Source organism: Streptomyces sp. NBC_00582 (assembly GCF_036345155.1).
In the GTDB taxonomy this organism is placed as follows: domain Bacteria; phylum Actinomycetota; class Actinomycetes; order Streptomycetales; family Streptomycetaceae; genus Streptomyces.
The window spans coordinates 7,312,663-7,327,062 of record NZ_CP107772.1; the positions used below are offsets into that span (position 1 = coordinate 7,312,663).

Below are 14,400 nucleotides of genomic sequence, written 5' to 3' on the forward strand. Positions count from 1 at the left end.
GCTCAGGCCGCTCAGGCCGCCGCGCGCACCTCGTACGTCGCGATGCGTACCGTCTCGTCGTCCAGGCACTCGCCCGACACCAGGTCGAAGCGCTGCTTGAGCAGTGGTGAGGCCACGAACGGGCGGCCCCGGTGGGTGCCGGTGAGACCGCGGGAGAGGACGGCCGCGCCGCCGAACGGGTCGCGGTTGTCGACGGCGTACAGCTCGCCCGCGCGGTCGCGGAAGAGGGCGACCTGGCGGCCGTCGGGCAGCAGCGCTGCCACGCCGCGGCCCGGGGTCAGCGCGGTCAGGTCGCAGACGGTGAACCAGTCCTCGTCCAGCCGGAGCTGGATCTTCAGGTCGGTCGTCTCGGGTGCCAGGGTCATCGCTGGGCGCTCCCTTCCAGGGGACGGTGGCCGATGGTCAGCAGCGGCAGGTCGGGCTTGATCTGGTCGCGCTCGGGGACGAAGCCGACGACCGGGTCGGGGGTGTCGGGCGCGTTGACGAAGGACACGAACCGGGCGAGCTTCTCGGGGTCGTTGATGGTGGTCGCCCACTCGTCGGCGTAGTGCGCCACGTGGTCCGCCATCAGGGACTCCAGCTCCTCGCAGATGCCGAGGGAGTCCTCCACGACGACGTCACGGACGTGGTCCAGGCCGCCGGGGATCCGCTCCAGCCAGGTGGAGGTGCGCTCCAGGCGGTCGGCGGTGCGGATGTAGAACATCAGGAAGCGGTCGATCAGGCGGATGAGTTCGGCGTCGGAGAGGTCCTGGGCGAGCAGGTCCGCGTGGCGCGGGGTGGCGCCGCCGTTGCCGCCGACGTACAGGTTCCAGCCGTTGGAGGTGGCGATCACGCCGAAGTCCTTCGACTGGGCCTCGGCGCACTCGCGGGCGCAGCCCGAGACGGCCGACTTGAGCTTGTGGGGGGACCTGAGCCCCCGGTAGCGCAGCTCCAGGTCGATCGCCATGCGGACGGAGTCCTGGACGCCGTAGCGGCACCAGGTCTGGCCCACGCAGGACTTGACGGTCCGCAGCGACTTTCCGTAGGCGTGGCCGGACTCGAAGCCGGCGTCCACCAACCGGGTCCAGATCAGGGGGAGTTGTTCGACGCGGGCGCCGAACATGTCGATCCGCTGGCCGCCGGTGATCTTCGTGTAGAGGCCGAAGTCGCGGGCGATCTCGCCGATCACGATCAGGCCCTCGGGGGTGATCTCACCCCCGGGGATGCGCGGGACGACGGAGTACGAGCCGTTCTTCTGGAGGTTGGCGAGGAAGTGGTCGTTGCTGTCCTGCAGCGCCGCCTGCTCGCCCTCCAGGACATAGCCGCTCGCGCCGATCGTGGGGGCCAGCGAGGCGATGATCGAGGCCACCGCCGGCTTGCAGATCTCGCAGCCGTCCCCGCCCCGGGCGTCCTCGCGGCCGTACCGGTCCAGGAGGCCCTGGTAGGTGTTGATGCGCAGGGCGAGGACGATCTCGTACAGCTCCTCGCGGGTCTGCGAGAAGCAGCCGCACAGGCCCTTGTCGACCTCGACGCCGGACGCCTCCAGCTCGGCGGTGACGAGCTGGCCGAGGACCTTGACGCAACTGCCGCAGCCGGTACCGGCCTTGGTGCACTTCTTGACCTCGGGCACGGTGGTGCAGGAGTGCTCGGTCACCGCGCCGCGGATCGCGCCCTTGCTGACGTTGTGGCAGGAGCAGATGATCGCGTCGTCGGGGAGGGCGGACGGGCCGAGCTGGGCGCCGCCGCTCGCGCCGGCCGGCAGGACCAGCGACTCGGGGGAGATCGGCGGGACCGAGCCGGTCAGGGCGCGCAGGGTGCCGTAGGCCTCCGCGTCGCCGACCAGGATGCCGCCGAGCAGGGTGCCGTCGCGGCCGATGACGAGCTTCTTGTACAGGCCCGAGCGGGAGTCGGAGTAGACGACGTCCAGGCAGTCGGCGGTGGTGCCGTGCGCGTCGCCGAAAGACGCCACGTCCACACCGAGCAGCTTCAGCTTGGTGGAGAGGTCGGCGCCGGTGAAGGCGGCCTCGTCGGCGGCGATGGTCGCGGCGGCCGTCTCGGCCTGCTCGTAGCCGGGGGCGACCAGGCCGTAGACCCGGCCGTCCGCCGCCAGCGCGCACTCGCCGATGGCGAAGACGTGCGGGTCGTTCGCCGTGCGGCACTGCTCGTCGACCGTGATGCCGCCGCGCTCGCCGACGGTGAGGCCGCAGTCGCGGGCGAGCTGGTCCCTCGGCCGGACACCGGCGCTGAACACCACCAGATCGGTGGCGAGTTCGGAGCCGTCGGACAGCTTCATCCCGGTGACGGCGCCGGCCTCGTCGACCACGATCTCCTGGGTGCCCACGCCCGTGTGGACGCTCAGGCCCATCTCCTCGATGGTGCGCAGCAGGGCGGCGCCGCCGCCCTCGTCGACCTGGACGGGCATCAGCCGGGGCGCGAACTCCACGATGTGGGAGGTGAGTCCGAGGCCCTTGAGGGCGCCGGCCGCCTCCAGGCCGAGCAGACCGCCGCCGACCACGGCACCGGTCGTCGCGGTCTTGGCGTACTCCTCGATCGCGAGGAGGTCCTCGATGGTGCGGTAGACGAAGCAGCCCTCGGCGTCCTTGTTCGGGACCGGCGGCACGAACGGGTAGGAGCCGGTGGCGAGGACGAGGGTGTCGTAGGCGAAGACCCGGCCGGACTTCGCGGTCACCGTCCGGGCCGCGCGGTCGATCGTGACCGCCGGGTCGCCGATGTGCAGCTCGATGCCGTGCGCCGCGATGAACTCCATGTCGGTCATGGAGAGGTCCTCGGGGGTCCTGCCCGCGAAGTAGGAGGTGAGCGCCACACGGTCGTACGCGGGACGGGGCTCCTCGCAGAGCACGACCACGCGGTGCGTGGCGGTCAGGCCGCGCTCGGCGAGCGCTTCGAGGAAGCGCTGGCCGACCATGCCGTGGCCGACGAGCACGATCGTGGGGGTGGCCTCCGTGGCCTCCGGGGTGGCGGTCATCAGGAGCCTCCATCGTTGGTGAGCAGGTGGAGCAGGGGGCCGCCGTCGGACGGGAGCGGCTCTGCTCCCTCCCAGGCGCGCGCCAGCGCGCCGACGGTGCCGAGTTCGCCGACGAGGACCCCGCCGACCAGGCGGTCGTCGCGGACGACGACCTTGCGGTAGGTCCCCCGGGTGGCGTCGGCGAGCTGCACGACGTCGTCGCCGGGGAGCGGTTCCGTCTCGCCGAACGCGGCGAGGTCGAAGACGCCCTCACCGGAGAGGACGCCGTTCCCGGAGAGGGTGAGCCGGGTGAGGACGCGGGTGCCGCCGTAGCGGGCGGCCGGGTCGCCGGCGAGCGACTCGGCGAGGACGTCGGCCTGTTCGAGCGCCGGTGCGGCGAGGCCGTACACGGTCCCGTCGTGCTGGGCGCAGTCGCCGATCGCGCGGATGTGCGGGTCGGAGGTGCGCAGTTCGTCGTCGACCAGGACGCCCTTGTGGACGGCGAGCCCCGCCTGCTTGGCGAGACCGGCGCGCGGGGAGACCCCGCAGGCCAGCACCACCAGATCGGCGTCGAGGGCGTAGCCGTCGGCCATCTCGACGGAGCGGACCGCGCCGCCGACGCAGCGCACGTCGCGGACCCGGCACTCGGTGTGGACCTCGACGCCGAGGTCCCTCAGGTGCCGCAGGACCAGCGCGGAGGCGCCGGGGTCGAGCTGACGCTCCATGAGCCGCTCGGACTGCTGGGCGAGGACGACCTGCGCGCCGCGCATCGCGAGGGCTCGTGCGGCGGAGACCCCGAGGAGCCCGCCGCCGATGACGACGGCCCGCACCCCGGGCCGTACGGCCTTCGACAGGCCCAGGCAGTCGTCCATGGTGCGGAACGCGTGGACGCCCTCGGGCAGGACGTGGTCGGGGGTGAACAGCCCGCGCAGGGGCGGCAGCACCGGGTTGGAGCCGGTGGCGAGGACCAGCGTGTCGTATGCGATCTCCGTGCCGTCCGCGCAGGCGACGGTCCGCCGGGCGCGGTCGATGCCGGTGACGCGGGCGCGGACCAGTCCGGTGGGCGCGGGCAGCGCGATCACCTCGGGGGCGTAGCGGCCGGCCAGCACCTCGGCGAGCAGGACCCGGTTGTACGGGCGGTGCTCCTCGTCGCCGATCAGCAGCGCGGGCACGCCCAGCTCGCCGAGCCGGCGGGCGAGTCGGACGCCCGCGAGGCCGGCGCCGATCACCACCACACGCGAATTCGAGGTCATGCCCTTGAGCGTGCGGTGCGGAGGTTACCCGGTCGCATCACGGTTGTTTCCCGTGAGGAACGCTGCCCTCAGCGGGGGGCGGGCGGGGGTGTGAGGGTTTCCCCGGGGTGCGTGGCCTGTGCATTCATACGGCCCGTACGTCCAGGCCCGACATCCCCTTCGCCCTGCTCGCCCTTTTCGCCCTGTTCGCCCTGTTCGCCCTGCTCGGCCTCGCGGGCCTCGGCATCGGTTTCCACGACGGTCTGATCGGTCCCGGCACCGGTACGTTCCTGGTCCCCGCCCGCACCGCGACCGCTCCACCTCGATCTGGTCACCGCCTCGGCCACCGCCAAGATCGTCAACTGCTGTACGAACGCGGGCGCCCTCGCCACCTTCGCCCGGGAGGGCGGCGTGCTGTGGCGACTGGCCGCCCTGATGGCCGTGTTCAACCTCGCGGGCGGCACCCTCGGCGCCCGCACGGCCCTGAAGAAGGGCAGCGGGTTAGCGCGGGTGGTGCTGCTGACGGTGGTGTTCGCGCTGGTGGGGAATCCCGCCCGGCAGCAGTGGGTCGCCTGGTGCCGGGGCGAACGGTGCCTGCCGGGGCACTAGCCGCGGCTCCCCGTCAGATGGGCGAACACGACCACGTTGCCCCGGTAGCCGGTCGACTTCGAGTAGCCGCCGCCGCAGGTGATCACCCGTAGCTCGGGGCGGGAGGCGGCGCCGTAGACCTTGGCGTCGGGGAAGCGGCGGGTGTCGTACACCTCGACCGCGTCCACCGTGAAGACGGCGACGGTGCCGTCCCGGCGGTCCACCTCGACGGTGCTGTGCTTGCGCAGGGCGCCGAGGTCGTAGAAGACGGCGGGGCCGTCGGCGTTGTCGACGTGACCCGCGACGATCGCGGTGCCCCGCTCACCGGGGGTGGTCCCGGCCTCGTACCAGCCCGCCAGGTTCGTCCGGTCGGCGGGCGGGGCGCCGAGACCGCCGGCGGGGGTCAGGGCGAGGCCGGTCAGCGGGGCGTCGACGTGGAGCGCGGGGATGCGGATCCGGTCGGGCGGGGAGGGTGGCAGGGCCGGGGCGGAGCGTATCGCCGTACCGCTGCCCGTACCGCCGTCCCCGTCGCCGCCCGAGTGCGCCTGCGCGGCGGACGGCTGGGGCGGGGCGTGTGTCTCGGTGCCGCTGTGCAGCAGCCACGCGCCCGCGCACAGGGCGGTCACGGTGACGGTCGCTATGAGGGTGTTGCCGACCCTGCGCATCTCAACCCTTCTGCCTCACGGGCCGTACGGGACACCCCGTGCCCCCCTCCGGGCCGCGAGGGGCGTCGGGCCCGGAGGGGGAGGGGACATGCGGTACCGGTGGACGGACAGCGGAGGGTGTCCGTCAGATCCCGTCGCCTCTCGCCCGGCGATGCAGGAGCCAGGTACCGCCCGCGGCGGCGACGGCGAGCGCCGCCACACCGGCCGCGGTCTGCACGGGGTCGGGGCCGAGTGCGCCGCCGACCCCCGTCTTCACACTTCCGCGCGGAGCCACCGGCCGCCGCGCCGAGGCCAGCGTCACCACCAGGTCCCCGGTGAGCCGCCGGCCGCCCTTCGCGCACTGCGCGACGATCTCGTACGTCCCCGGCTGGGCGCTCGGCGGCACCCGGAACTCCCCGGTCGCCCCGCCCCGGTGCGCGTCCGGCACGAGCGTGAACCGTCCGGCGCCGACCGCGCCCGCGTCGCCCGCCGCCGTCCCGTCCGCGCCGCACGCCGCGGTGCGCACCGTGACCGGGTCGCCGGGGACGACGCCGACGGGGTGGATGTCCAGGGTCCCGCCCGCGTCCCGCGCTCCGTACGCCGGGACCGCGATCCCGCCCGCGACGGCGACGGCGAGCGCGGTGCCGGTCAGCAGACGGGTGGTTCGTCGCATCTGTGCTCCCTCGCGCGTCTCGGATCGCGTCCCTGCCCTTCCGAGGTAAGTCCCCGTACGGCGAGCGCGCTTCCTGAGCAGCTGTCAGGAATGGGGTGAACGGGTGTCGGGGCGCGCCGGGACCGGGCGGTCCGGGCGGCCGTTTCGGCAGGTCACCGGGGTGGGTGCGGCGGCCGGGGGAAAAGCGGCGGAAAAGGCGCCCGCAGGGGGTGTGAACGGGTGACCGCTCAGCGCCGGGCCAGCCAGTCGCCGCCCTCCACGGGCGTGCCCCCGGCGCGCAGCCGGGCGGCCACCGCCGGCGCCGCCACATAGACCCAGGCCCGCGCGGTGCCCTCGCCGACCGTCACCTCGCGGACCACGCGCTCGTACAGGCTGCGCGGATCACCCGGCGTGTACTCCTCCAGCCGGTCCAGCTCCGCGAGCAGCCGCCCGTAGGCCTCCGGGCGGGCCGTCACGAGGTCCCCGGTGACGGTCCCGCCGGGTTCCTCCACGGCGTACGGATAGCCGGGGCCGTCGTAGAGCACCGCGCCCGTCAGGCGGGCGGGTTCCTCGCGCAGGGTGCGGCCGCGCAGGAAGAGGTCGTGGTTGACCTCGCCGGGGCGCAGCGTGCCGTAGACGAAGAACGGGAGGTGGGGGTGGGGCGGGGTGGTCGAGGTGCTCACGGAAACGATTCTCTCCTCTCACCGCACCGGCACGCGGCGCTCTGGACACCAGTTGTCATGCCCCCTTAAATCTCACCACGGCTTCATGAGCCGCCCCCACACGCGCCCCCGGGGCGCCTTTCCGAGGAGACCGAGCAGACCGATGAGTCGGATACGGCAGCACGTCCGAGGTTCCCGTCTCGCCACCGCCGGCATCGCCGCCACCACGGCGACCCTGCTGGCCGCCGTTCTCTCCCCCGCCGCCGACGCGGCCGACAGACCCACCCGCGCCACCGCGCTCGACCACGCCGCGGCCGCCCTCGCCGACCATGCCGCGAGCCTGGGGCTGACCGCGCCGCAGGACACCGCCGTCCGGGACGTCGTCATCGACAAGGACGGCGCCCAGCACGTCCGCTACGACCGCACCTACCGCGAACTCCCCATTCTGGGCGGCGACTTCGTGGTCCACCTGGCGCCCGACGGCACCTACCGCAGTGCGAACCGGGCGACCAGGGCGGCGATCTCACTGCCGACCATCACCCCGAAGCTCTCCGCCCCCCAGGCCGCCGACGCCGCCGTGAACGCCCTGCGCGCGGCCCACCTCGGCGAGACCCTCAAGCAGGTCAAGGCCAAGCCGCAGCTCGTCGTCGACGCCCTGCACGGCACCCCGAAGCTGGCCTGGCGGACGAACGCCGTCGGCCTGGACTCCCTCGGCAACCCGGTCGCCCGCACGGTCCTCACCGACGCGCGCACCGGCGCCCGGATCGACGCCTGGGACACCATCGAGACGGCCACGGGCGACGGCAAGTCCCTGTACGGCGGCACGGTCCCGCTGGAGAGCACGCTCTCCGGGACGACGTACCAGCTCAAGGACCCGACCCGCGGGAACACGTACACCGGTGACGCGGCGAACAAGACCGACCTGTGCATCTTCGGCATCTGCATCAGCCGGGCCCCCGCGACCCTCTTCACCGACACCGACAACCACTGGGGCACCGGCACGGCCTCCGACCGCTCGACGGCCGCCGTCGACGCGCAGTACGGCACCGACGTGACCTGGGACTACTACAAGAACGTGCACGGCCGCAACGGCATCGGCAACGACGGCAAGGGCTCCTACAACCGCGTCCACTACGGCAACAGCTACAACAACGCCTTCTGGGACGACAGCTGCTTCTGCATGACGTACGGCGACGGCGACGGCACCCAGCTCGGCCCGCTCGTCGCGCTGGACGTGGCCGGCCACGAGATGTCCCACGGTGTGACGTCCAAGTCCGCCAACCTGACCTACTCGGGCGAGTCCGGCGGTCTGAACGAGGCCACCTCCGACATCTTCGGCTCGCTCGTGGAGTTCTACGCCAACAACTCCTCCGACCAGGGCGACTACCTGATCGGCGAGAAGATCGTCCGCTCCGGCTTCGGCCGGGACGCCCTGCGGTACATGGACAAGCCGAGCAAGGACGGCAGCTCCGCCGACTACTGGAGCAGTTCGGTCGGCAACCTCGACGTCCACTACTCCTCCGGGGTCGCCAACCACTTCGCCTATCTGCTGGCGGAGGGCAGCGGCTCCAAGACCATCAACGGCGTCACCTACAACTCCCCGACCTCCAACGGCTCCACGGTCACCGGGATCGGCCGGGACAAGCTGGGCGCCATCTGGTACCGGGCGCTGACGGTCTACATGACCTCGTCCACGAACTACGCCGGTGCGCGGACGGCGACCCTCAACGCCGCCCGTGACCTCTACGGCTCCGGCAGCACCGAGTACAACGCGGTGGCCGCGGCCTGGAGCGCGGTGAACGTGAACTGACCCACGGGCCAGGGGGGTTGGCCTTGTCGTCACTCGCCTCAACTCCCTTTCCCGTGCGTCGATCACCCGTTAAGATCCCCCGGCGCACACGGACCGGTGTGCGCCGGGGGATTCGGGTGACCAGGGGGTACCGGGGGTAATGGGGGAATCCGCAGAGAGAGCCGGCACGGCCGGTAAAGGGCCGAACGCCTTTCTTCAGATCACCGCCGCCTTCGCGGTGGTGGGGCTGCTGGCATGGGGCCTGTGGACGCAGCAGAAGCACGACCGGGCGCGGGAGACGGCCGTCGCCGGGCCCACCGGACCGATCTCCTGCTCGGCGTCGACGCCCAAGGCGGTGCCGAAGATGGTGCGGGCGGGCGTGAAGTACGTCTCCGCCAACCAGCTCTGCCAGGTGCTGAACCGCCCGGACCTGGCGACCCTGCTCGGCACCCCGGGGGAGCGGGCGATGTCGTACGGGGGCGGTGACGACTCGGTCGCGCTGGGCGGCGCCGACCTCCCCGCACCGGAGATGAACGTCACGCTGCGCACGTACTCCGTCCAACTCTCCGCCTCCTACGATCACTTCGCGGTCAAGGGGATGGCCGATCTGCTGGGCGGCGACGCCCGGGAACGGACGTTCCTCGGGCGCCCGGCGGTCCTCTACTCGGACCGGACCTTCCCCTTCGTCCTCGGCGGCGACGGCGACAGCGCCGGCGGCCCCGGGCGCCCCACCCGCAGACTGGTGGTGGCCCGGGACCCGCACGACGGTGGCGGTTCCTACGACATCGCCCTCTGGCGCCTGGACTCCGCGCGCCCCGACGACGCGGTGCTCCTGCGGCTCGCCGCGCGGATCCTGCCGACCCTGCCGGGCTGGTCCGGCACCTCGGGCTGAGCCTTTTCCTGGTCCTGTGCCTGGTCCTGTGCCCGGTCCTGGTCCTGGTTCTGCTGGTGCGGCTCGGGTGCCGTGGGCTGCTTCCGGTCGGGGTCCCGCATCACCAGCGTGGCCAGGATCGCCGCCGCCAGGACGCCGATCGCGCTGACCGTGAAGGTCGTCGCCATCGAGGCGGTGAAGGCCTCGCGGGCCGCGTGGACCAGGCCCGGGTCGTCCTGCGCGGTCGCCAGGGCGCCGGCGATCGACCGGCGGGCGGTCTCGGGGGCGTCGGCCGGCATCCGCTCGGTGTAGCCGCCGGCGAGGAGGGAGCCGAGGATCGCGATGCCGAGGGCGGTGCCGGCCTGCTGGACGGTGTCGTTCAGGGCCGAGCCGACGCCCGCCTTGTCCGCGGGGATGGTGCCCATCAGGGCCGCGACCGCGGCCGGCATCGCCATGCCCGCCCCGAAGCCGAGGAGGCCGAGGGCGACGGCGGGGACGGTGAAGCCCGAGCCGGCGTCGACCGTGGTCAGCAGGGCGAAGCAGCCGACCATCACCAGCATCCCGGCGAGGACCACGAAGCGGTTGCCGATCCTCGCGGCCAGCTTCACCCCGAGCCCGTTGCCGATCAGCGCGGCGACGGCGAGGGGCAGAAAGGCGAGGCCCGCCTTGACGGGGGAGTGGCCGAGGACGAACTGCAGGTACTGGGTGAGGACCAGCAGCAGGCCGCCGTTGCCGATCTGGACGAGCGCCAGGGACAGTGAACCGCCGCTGAAGTTGCGGTGCTTGAACAGGACCAGCGGGACCATGGGCGCCTTCGTCACGTTCTCCCAGACCACGAAGCCGGCCAGGGTGAGGACGGCCACCGTGAGGCTGAGGGCGGAGCGGCCGCCGAAGGCCCCGTGCTGCGGGATCTCGATGATCCACCAGACCAGCGCGGTCATGCCGACCGCGGAGAGCACGGCGCCCAGCGGGTCCGGCTTCTGCCAGGGCGCCCGGGACTCCGGCATCAGCACCACACCGGCGACCAGGGCCAGGGCGACGACCGGGACGTTCAGGAGGAAGATCGAGTGCCAGGAGAAGTGGTCGATCAGGACGCCGCCGAGGACCGGGCTGCCGACCAGGCCGAGCATCGACACCGAACCCCAGGCCGCCATGGCCCTCCCGCGCTCCTCCTCGTCGAAGACCGTGATGAGGATCGACAGGGTGGACGGCATGATCAGCGCGCCGCCCACGCCCATCGCGGTGCGTACGGCGATCACCTCGCCGGGGCTGGTGCAGACCGTCGCGACGAGTGAGGCCGCGCCGAAGAGGACCAGCCCGATCAGCATCACCCGTCTGCGGCCGAACCGGTCGCCGAGGCTGCCCGAGGTGAGCAGGAGTCCCGCGAAGACCAGGATGTAGGAGTCGAGGATCCACTGGGTGTCCTGGGCGCTCGCGCCGAGGTCCTCGGTCATCGAGGGCACCGCGACGGTCAGCGCCATGCTGTCGATCGTCAGGACCAGGGTGCTCAGGCAGAGCACGACGAGGATCCACCAGCGGCGTGGAGTGCGGCTTTCCATGGGCGTCCGGCCCTTTCCGGTCGGTGATGCGTACAGTGTTCCGGCTCTGCGAACACTGTACGCAGACCGGAACGGTGTGCGCAATGTTTGAGCTCTGTACGCTGGTTGCGAACGACGTACGCACCGCGCCGTGAAGGAGCCGCTGCCATGACCCCGAAGGCGAAGCCGAGCCCCGTCCCGTCCGTGTGGGCACGGGAGCGGCGCGAGCCGGACCAGCCCGCGCTGAGCAGGGCGGCGATCGTGCGCGAGGCGGTCGCGATGCTGGACGCCGAGGGCGTCGAGGCGCTGAGCATGCGCAAGCTCGGCGCCCGGCTGGGCGCGGGGGCGACCTCCCTGTACCGGCACGTGGCCACCAAGGACGAGCTGATGGAGCTGGCCGTGGACGAGGTCGCGGCCGAGGTGCGCGTACCGGCGATCGAGGGCACCGACTGGCGTCCGGCCGTCGAGGGGGCCGCGGCGTCCTTCCGGGCGACGGCCCTACGGCACCCGTGGCTGTCCTCGGTCCTGGGCCAGGCGGGGCTCGCCTATCTGGGCCCCAACCTCATGGCCTTCTCCGAGCGCCTCGCCGCCCTCTTCACGGCCGCCGGATTCCCGGAGCCGGGCCGTGCGATCGACACCGTCCTGTCGTACGTCATCGGCATGAGCACCACCGAGGCGGCCTGGCTCACCACCGTCGCCCGGTCCGGCGAGAGCGAGGCGGACTTCGTCGCCCGTCTGATGCCCGCCGCCCGCCGGGCCGCGGCCGGCCACGAGCACCTCGCCGACGGCTACGCGCAGGCCGCCGCCGCGACCGCCGACCCCGTCGCCCTGCGCGAGGAGAAGTTCCGCTACGGCCTGGACGTCGTCCTCGACGGCCTCGCCCTGCGCCTGCCCCGCTGAGACCTACGGCGCGGCGAGCTCCACGCGCACCGCGCACACCTTGAACTCCGGCATGCGCGAGGTCGGGTCCAGGGCCGGGTTGGTCAGGGAGTTGGCGCGGCCCTCGCCCGGCCAGTGGAACGGCATGAAGACCGTGTCCGCGCGGATCCCGGTGGTGATGCGGGCGGGGGCGACGGCCCGGCCGCGCCGGGACACCACGGCGACCGGATCGCCCTCGGCCGCCCCGAGCCGCGCCGCGAGCCGGGGGTGCAGCTCCACGAACGGGCCGGGCGCGGCGGCGTTCAGCTCGTCCACCCGGCGGGTCTGCGCACCGGACTGGTACTGCGCGACGACCCGGCCGGTGGTGAGGAGCACCGGGTACTCGTCGTCCGGTTCCTCGGCGGCGGGCCGATGCGAGACGGCCACGAACCGGGCCCGCCCGTCCGGCGTCGCGAAACGGTCGAGGAAGAGGCGGGGGGTACCGGGGTGCACGCCCGGAGCCGAGACGGAGGCCGGAGCCGATGCCGATGCCGGAGCCGGAGCCGGAGCCGGGGCCTGAGCGGATGCCGGAGCCGAGGCCGGAACCTGAGCCGCAGTGGAAGCCGGCATCGGAGCCGATGCCGATGCAGATGCCGGAGCCGGAGCCGGAGCCGGAGCCGAGGCCGGAACCTGAGCCGCAGTGGAAGCCGGAGCCGAGGCCGGAATCTGAGCCGCAGTGGAAGCGGGCATCGGAGCCGAGGCCGGAGCCGAGGCCTGAGCCGACGCCGTAGCCGACGCCGGAATCTGAGCCGGAGTCGATGCCGGAGCGGGTGTCGGGCACGGCCAGAAGACGCCGTTCTCCTCGGCCAGGCGGCGGTACGTGATCCCGGAGTAGTCCGCGATGCCGCCCGCGCTGGCCCGGCGCAGTTCCTCGAAGACCTCCTCGGGGTCGGTCGGGAAGCCCTTCTCCACACCCAGCCGCGCCGCGAGCCCGTGCAGGACCTCCAGGTCGCTGCGGACGCCGTCCGGCGGGGTGAGCGCCTGGCGGCGCAGCAGGACCCTGCCCTCCAGATTGGTCGTCGTGCCCGTCTCCTCCGCCCACTGGGTGACCGGCAGGACCACGTCCGCGAGGGCCGCCGTCTCCGACAGCACGACATCGCACACGGCGAGGAATTCGAGGGACCTGAGGCGTTCCTCCACGTGCGCGGCCCGCGGTGCCGACACGACCGGGTTCGACCCCATCAGCAGCAGCGACCTCACGTCCGTGCCCAGCGCGTCCAGCAGTTCGTACGCGCTGCGGCCGGGGCCGGGGAGGGAGTCGGGGTCGACGCCCCAGACCTCGGCCACATGCCGCCGCGCCGCCGGATCGTCCAGCTTGCGGTAGCCGGGGAGCTGGTCGGCCTTCTGGCCGTGCTCGCGCCCGCCCTGTCCGTTGCCCTGGCCGGTGAGGCAGCCGTAGCCGGACAGCGGCCGGCCCGCCCGGCCCGTGGCCAGGCACAGGTTGATCCACGCGCCGACCGTGTCGGTCCCCTTGGACTGCTGCTCGGGCCCGCGCGCGGTGAGCACCATCGCGGACTCCGGCGCGCAGAACAGTCGTACGGCCTCCCGGAGCTGGGGAACGGACACCCCCGTGATCCGTTCCACGTACTCCGGCCAGTGGGCCATGGCCGCCGCGCGGGCGTCCTCCCAGCCGACGGTCCGATCGGCGACGTACTCCTCGTCGACCCGTCCCTCGGCGACGACGAGGTGCAGCAGTCCGAGCGCGAGCGCGAGGTCCGTGCCGGGCCGGGGCGCGAGGTGCAGATCGGCCTGCTCGGCGGTCTTCGTGCGGCGCGGGTCGACGACGATCAGCGTGCCGCCGTTCTCCCGCAGTTCGTGGAAGAAGCGCAGGGAGGGAGGCATGGTCTCGGCGAGGTTGGACCCGACGAGGATCACGCACCCCGTGCGCGGGATGTCCTCCATCGGGAACGGCAGCCCCCGGTCCAGGCCGAACGCCTTGATGCCGCCCGCCGCCGCCGACGACATGCAGAAGCGGCCGTTGTAGTCGATCTGCGAGGTGCCGAGCACCACCCGCGCGAACTTGCCCAGCGCGTACGCCTTCTCGTTCGTCAGTCCGCCCCCGCCGAACACCCCGAGCGCGTCGGCGCCGTACGAGGACCGTACGCGCGTCAGCTCCCCGGCGATCCGGTCCAGCGCCTCCTCCCAGGAGGCCGGCACCAGCGCGTCCCCGGAGCGCACCAACGGCGAGGTCAGCCGGACTCCCGGGGCCAGCACCGCCGGTGCCGTGCGGCCCTTGCCGCACAAGGCGCCCCGGTTCACCGGGAAGTCGGGGCGCTCGACCACCTCGACGCCCCCCGTGGGCAGGGGCGACAGGGCCATCCCGCACTGCAGGGCGCAGTACGGGCAGTGGGTGGGCGTCGAGGTGGTCCGCATACGACCCAGCGTGCTTCGGCCGTGTTACGCCCTGTGCGGTCTCCTGTTACGGCGGTGTGGTGGTGCCCTCCCCGGCGCGGGTGCGCCCTCGTGAGGGTTGCGGCAGGGGCATGTGTGGCGCAGGGCGCCTCAGGTGACTCATTTCGTGCCGTAGTTGGCCGGTCACACATGGTTGAGAGTTGAAGAGCC

11 protein-coding genes and 1 pseudogene are annotated in these 14,400 nt (G+C 72.9%); 4 read left to right on the plus strand and 8 right to left on the minus strand.

All coding sequences use genetic code 11. The features are described 5' to 3' along the window. Positions 1 to 11 precede the first annotated feature (11 nt). The 3 genes from nirD to OG852_RS33105 are packed head-to-tail and all read right to left on the minus strand — an operon-like array spanning position 12 to position 4,197. Positions 12 to 365, minus strand: a complete 354-nt coding sequence (gene nirD / locus OG852_RS33095; RefSeq protein WP_133918255.1) for a nitrite reductase small subunit NirD — start codon at positions 363 to 365, stop codon at positions 12 to 14. After that, positions 362 to 2,965 (minus strand): nitrite reductase large subunit NirB, encoded by a 2,604-nt coding sequence (gene nirB, locus OG852_RS33100; protein WP_330349866.1) that lies wholly within the window; start codon positions 2,963 to 2,965, stop codon positions 362 to 364. The genes nirD and nirB overlap by 4 nt, the downstream gene beginning before the upstream one ends. Next, a complete protein-coding gene (locus OG852_RS33105) occupies positions 2,965 to 4,197 on the minus strand; it encodes an NAD(P)/FAD-dependent oxidoreductase (protein WP_133918257.1) in 1,233 nt (410 codons plus the stop codon). Before OG852_RS33105 ends, nirB begins: the two co-directional genes overlap by 1 nt. 191 nt (positions 4,198 to 4,388) lie before the next feature. Between OG852_RS33105 and OG852_RS33110 the strand changes: the two are divergent. Continuing rightward, positions 4,389 to 4,785 (plus strand): annotated as a pseudogene (locus OG852_RS33110) (sulfite exporter TauE/SafE family protein); the annotation flags it as partial. Here OG852_RS33110 and OG852_RS33115 read toward each other — a convergent pair. The 3 genes from OG852_RS33115 to OG852_RS33125 form a co-directional block, all read right to left on the minus strand. Then, positions 4,782 to 5,429 (minus strand): class F sortase, encoded by a 648-nt coding sequence (locus OG852_RS33115; protein WP_330349867.1) that lies wholly within the window; start codon positions 5,427 to 5,429, stop codon positions 4,782 to 4,784. The pseudogene OG852_RS33110 and the gene OG852_RS33115 overlap by 4 nt on opposite strands. 124 nt (positions 5,430 to 5,553) lie before the next feature. Beyond that, positions 5,554 to 6,081, minus strand: coding sequence for a hypothetical protein (locus OG852_RS33120; protein ID WP_330349868.1), 528 nt, complete (start codon positions 6,079 to 6,081; stop codon positions 5,554 to 5,556). 227 nt (positions 6,082 to 6,308) lie between these two features. Next, positions 6,309 to 6,743: a gamma-glutamylcyclotransferase family protein gene (locus OG852_RS33125; protein WP_330349869.1), complete on the minus strand. Its 435-nt coding sequence runs from the start codon at positions 6,741 to 6,743 to the stop codon at positions 6,309 to 6,311. A 142-nt stretch (positions 6,744 to 6,885) separates the two neighbouring features. Here OG852_RS33125 and OG852_RS33130 point away from each other — a divergent pair, with 142 nt between their 5' ends. Next, a complete protein-coding gene (locus tag OG852_RS33130) occupies positions 6,886 to 8,532 on the plus strand; it encodes a M4 family metallopeptidase (RefSeq protein WP_330349870.1) in 1,647 nt (548 codons plus the stop codon). Between the two features lie 139 nt (positions 8,533 to 8,671). Then, entirely contained in the window at positions 8,672 to 9,403 is a 732-nt protein-coding gene (locus OG852_RS33135) for a DUF6215 domain-containing protein (protein WP_166663367.1), read from the plus strand. Here the strand turns inward: OG852_RS33135 and OG852_RS33140 are convergent. Next, positions 9,289 to 10,941, minus strand: a complete 1,653-nt coding sequence (locus OG852_RS33140) for an MFS transporter (protein ID WP_330349871.1) — start codon at positions 10,939 to 10,941, stop codon at positions 9,289 to 9,291. The two genes, OG852_RS33135 and OG852_RS33140, sit on opposite strands and share 115 nt — an antisense overlap. Positions 10,942 to 11,088: 147 nt before the next feature. On the opposite strand from OG852_RS33140, the gene OG852_RS33145 reads away from it, so the two are divergent. After that, entirely contained in the window at positions 11,089 to 11,820 is a 732-nt protein-coding gene (locus tag OG852_RS33145) for a TetR/AcrR family transcriptional regulator C-terminal domain-containing protein (RefSeq protein WP_330349872.1), read from the plus strand. 3 nt (positions 11,821 to 11,823) lie between these two features. On the opposite strand, the gene OG852_RS33150 is transcribed toward OG852_RS33145, so the two are convergent. Next, the gene (locus tag OG852_RS33150) at positions 11,824 to 14,211 is read right to left on the minus strand and encodes a molybdopterin oxidoreductase family protein (protein WP_330349873.1); all 2,388 of its coding nucleotides are present in this window, start codon (positions 14,209 to 14,211) and stop codon (positions 11,824 to 11,826) included. Positions 14,212 to 14,400 lie beyond the last annotated feature (189 nt).

Coding starts and splice junctions, on each gene's coding strand:
- OG852_RS33145 (WP_330349872.1), top strand. CDS start 11,089: ATGACCCCGAAGGCGAAGCCGAGCCCCGTCCCGTCCGTGTGGGCACGG.
- OG852_RS33130 (WP_330349870.1), top strand. CDS start 6,886: ATGAGTCGGATACGGCAGCACGTCCGAGGTTCCCGTCTCGCCACCGCC.
- OG852_RS33115 (WP_330349867.1), bottom strand. CDS start 5,429: ATGCGCAGGGTCGGCAACACCCTCATAGCGACCGTCACCGTGACCGCC.
- OG852_RS33105 (WP_133918257.1), bottom strand. CDS start 4,197: ATGACCTCGAATTCGCGTGTGGTGGTGATCGGCGCCGGCCTCGCGGGC.
- OG852_RS33120 (WP_330349868.1), bottom strand. CDS start 6,081: ATGCGACGAACCACCCGTCTGCTGACCGGCACCGCGCTCGCCGTCGCC.
- OG852_RS33135 (WP_166663367.1), top strand. CDS start 8,672: ATGGGGGAATCCGCAGAGAGAGCCGGCACGGCCGGTAAAGGGCCGAAC.
- OG852_RS33140 (WP_330349871.1), bottom strand. CDS start 10,941: ATGGAAAGCCGCACTCCACGCCGCTGGTGGATCCTCGTCGTGCTCTGC.
- nirB (WP_330349866.1), bottom strand. CDS start 2,965: ATGACCGCCACCCCGGAGGCCACGGAGGCCACCCCCACGATCGTGCTC.
- OG852_RS33150 (WP_330349873.1), bottom strand. CDS start 14,211: ATGCGGACCACCTCGACGCCCACCCACTGCCCGTACTGCGCCCTGCAG.
- nirD (WP_133918255.1), bottom strand. CDS start 365: ATGACCCTGGCACCCGAGACGACCGACCTGAAGATCCAGCTCCGGCTG.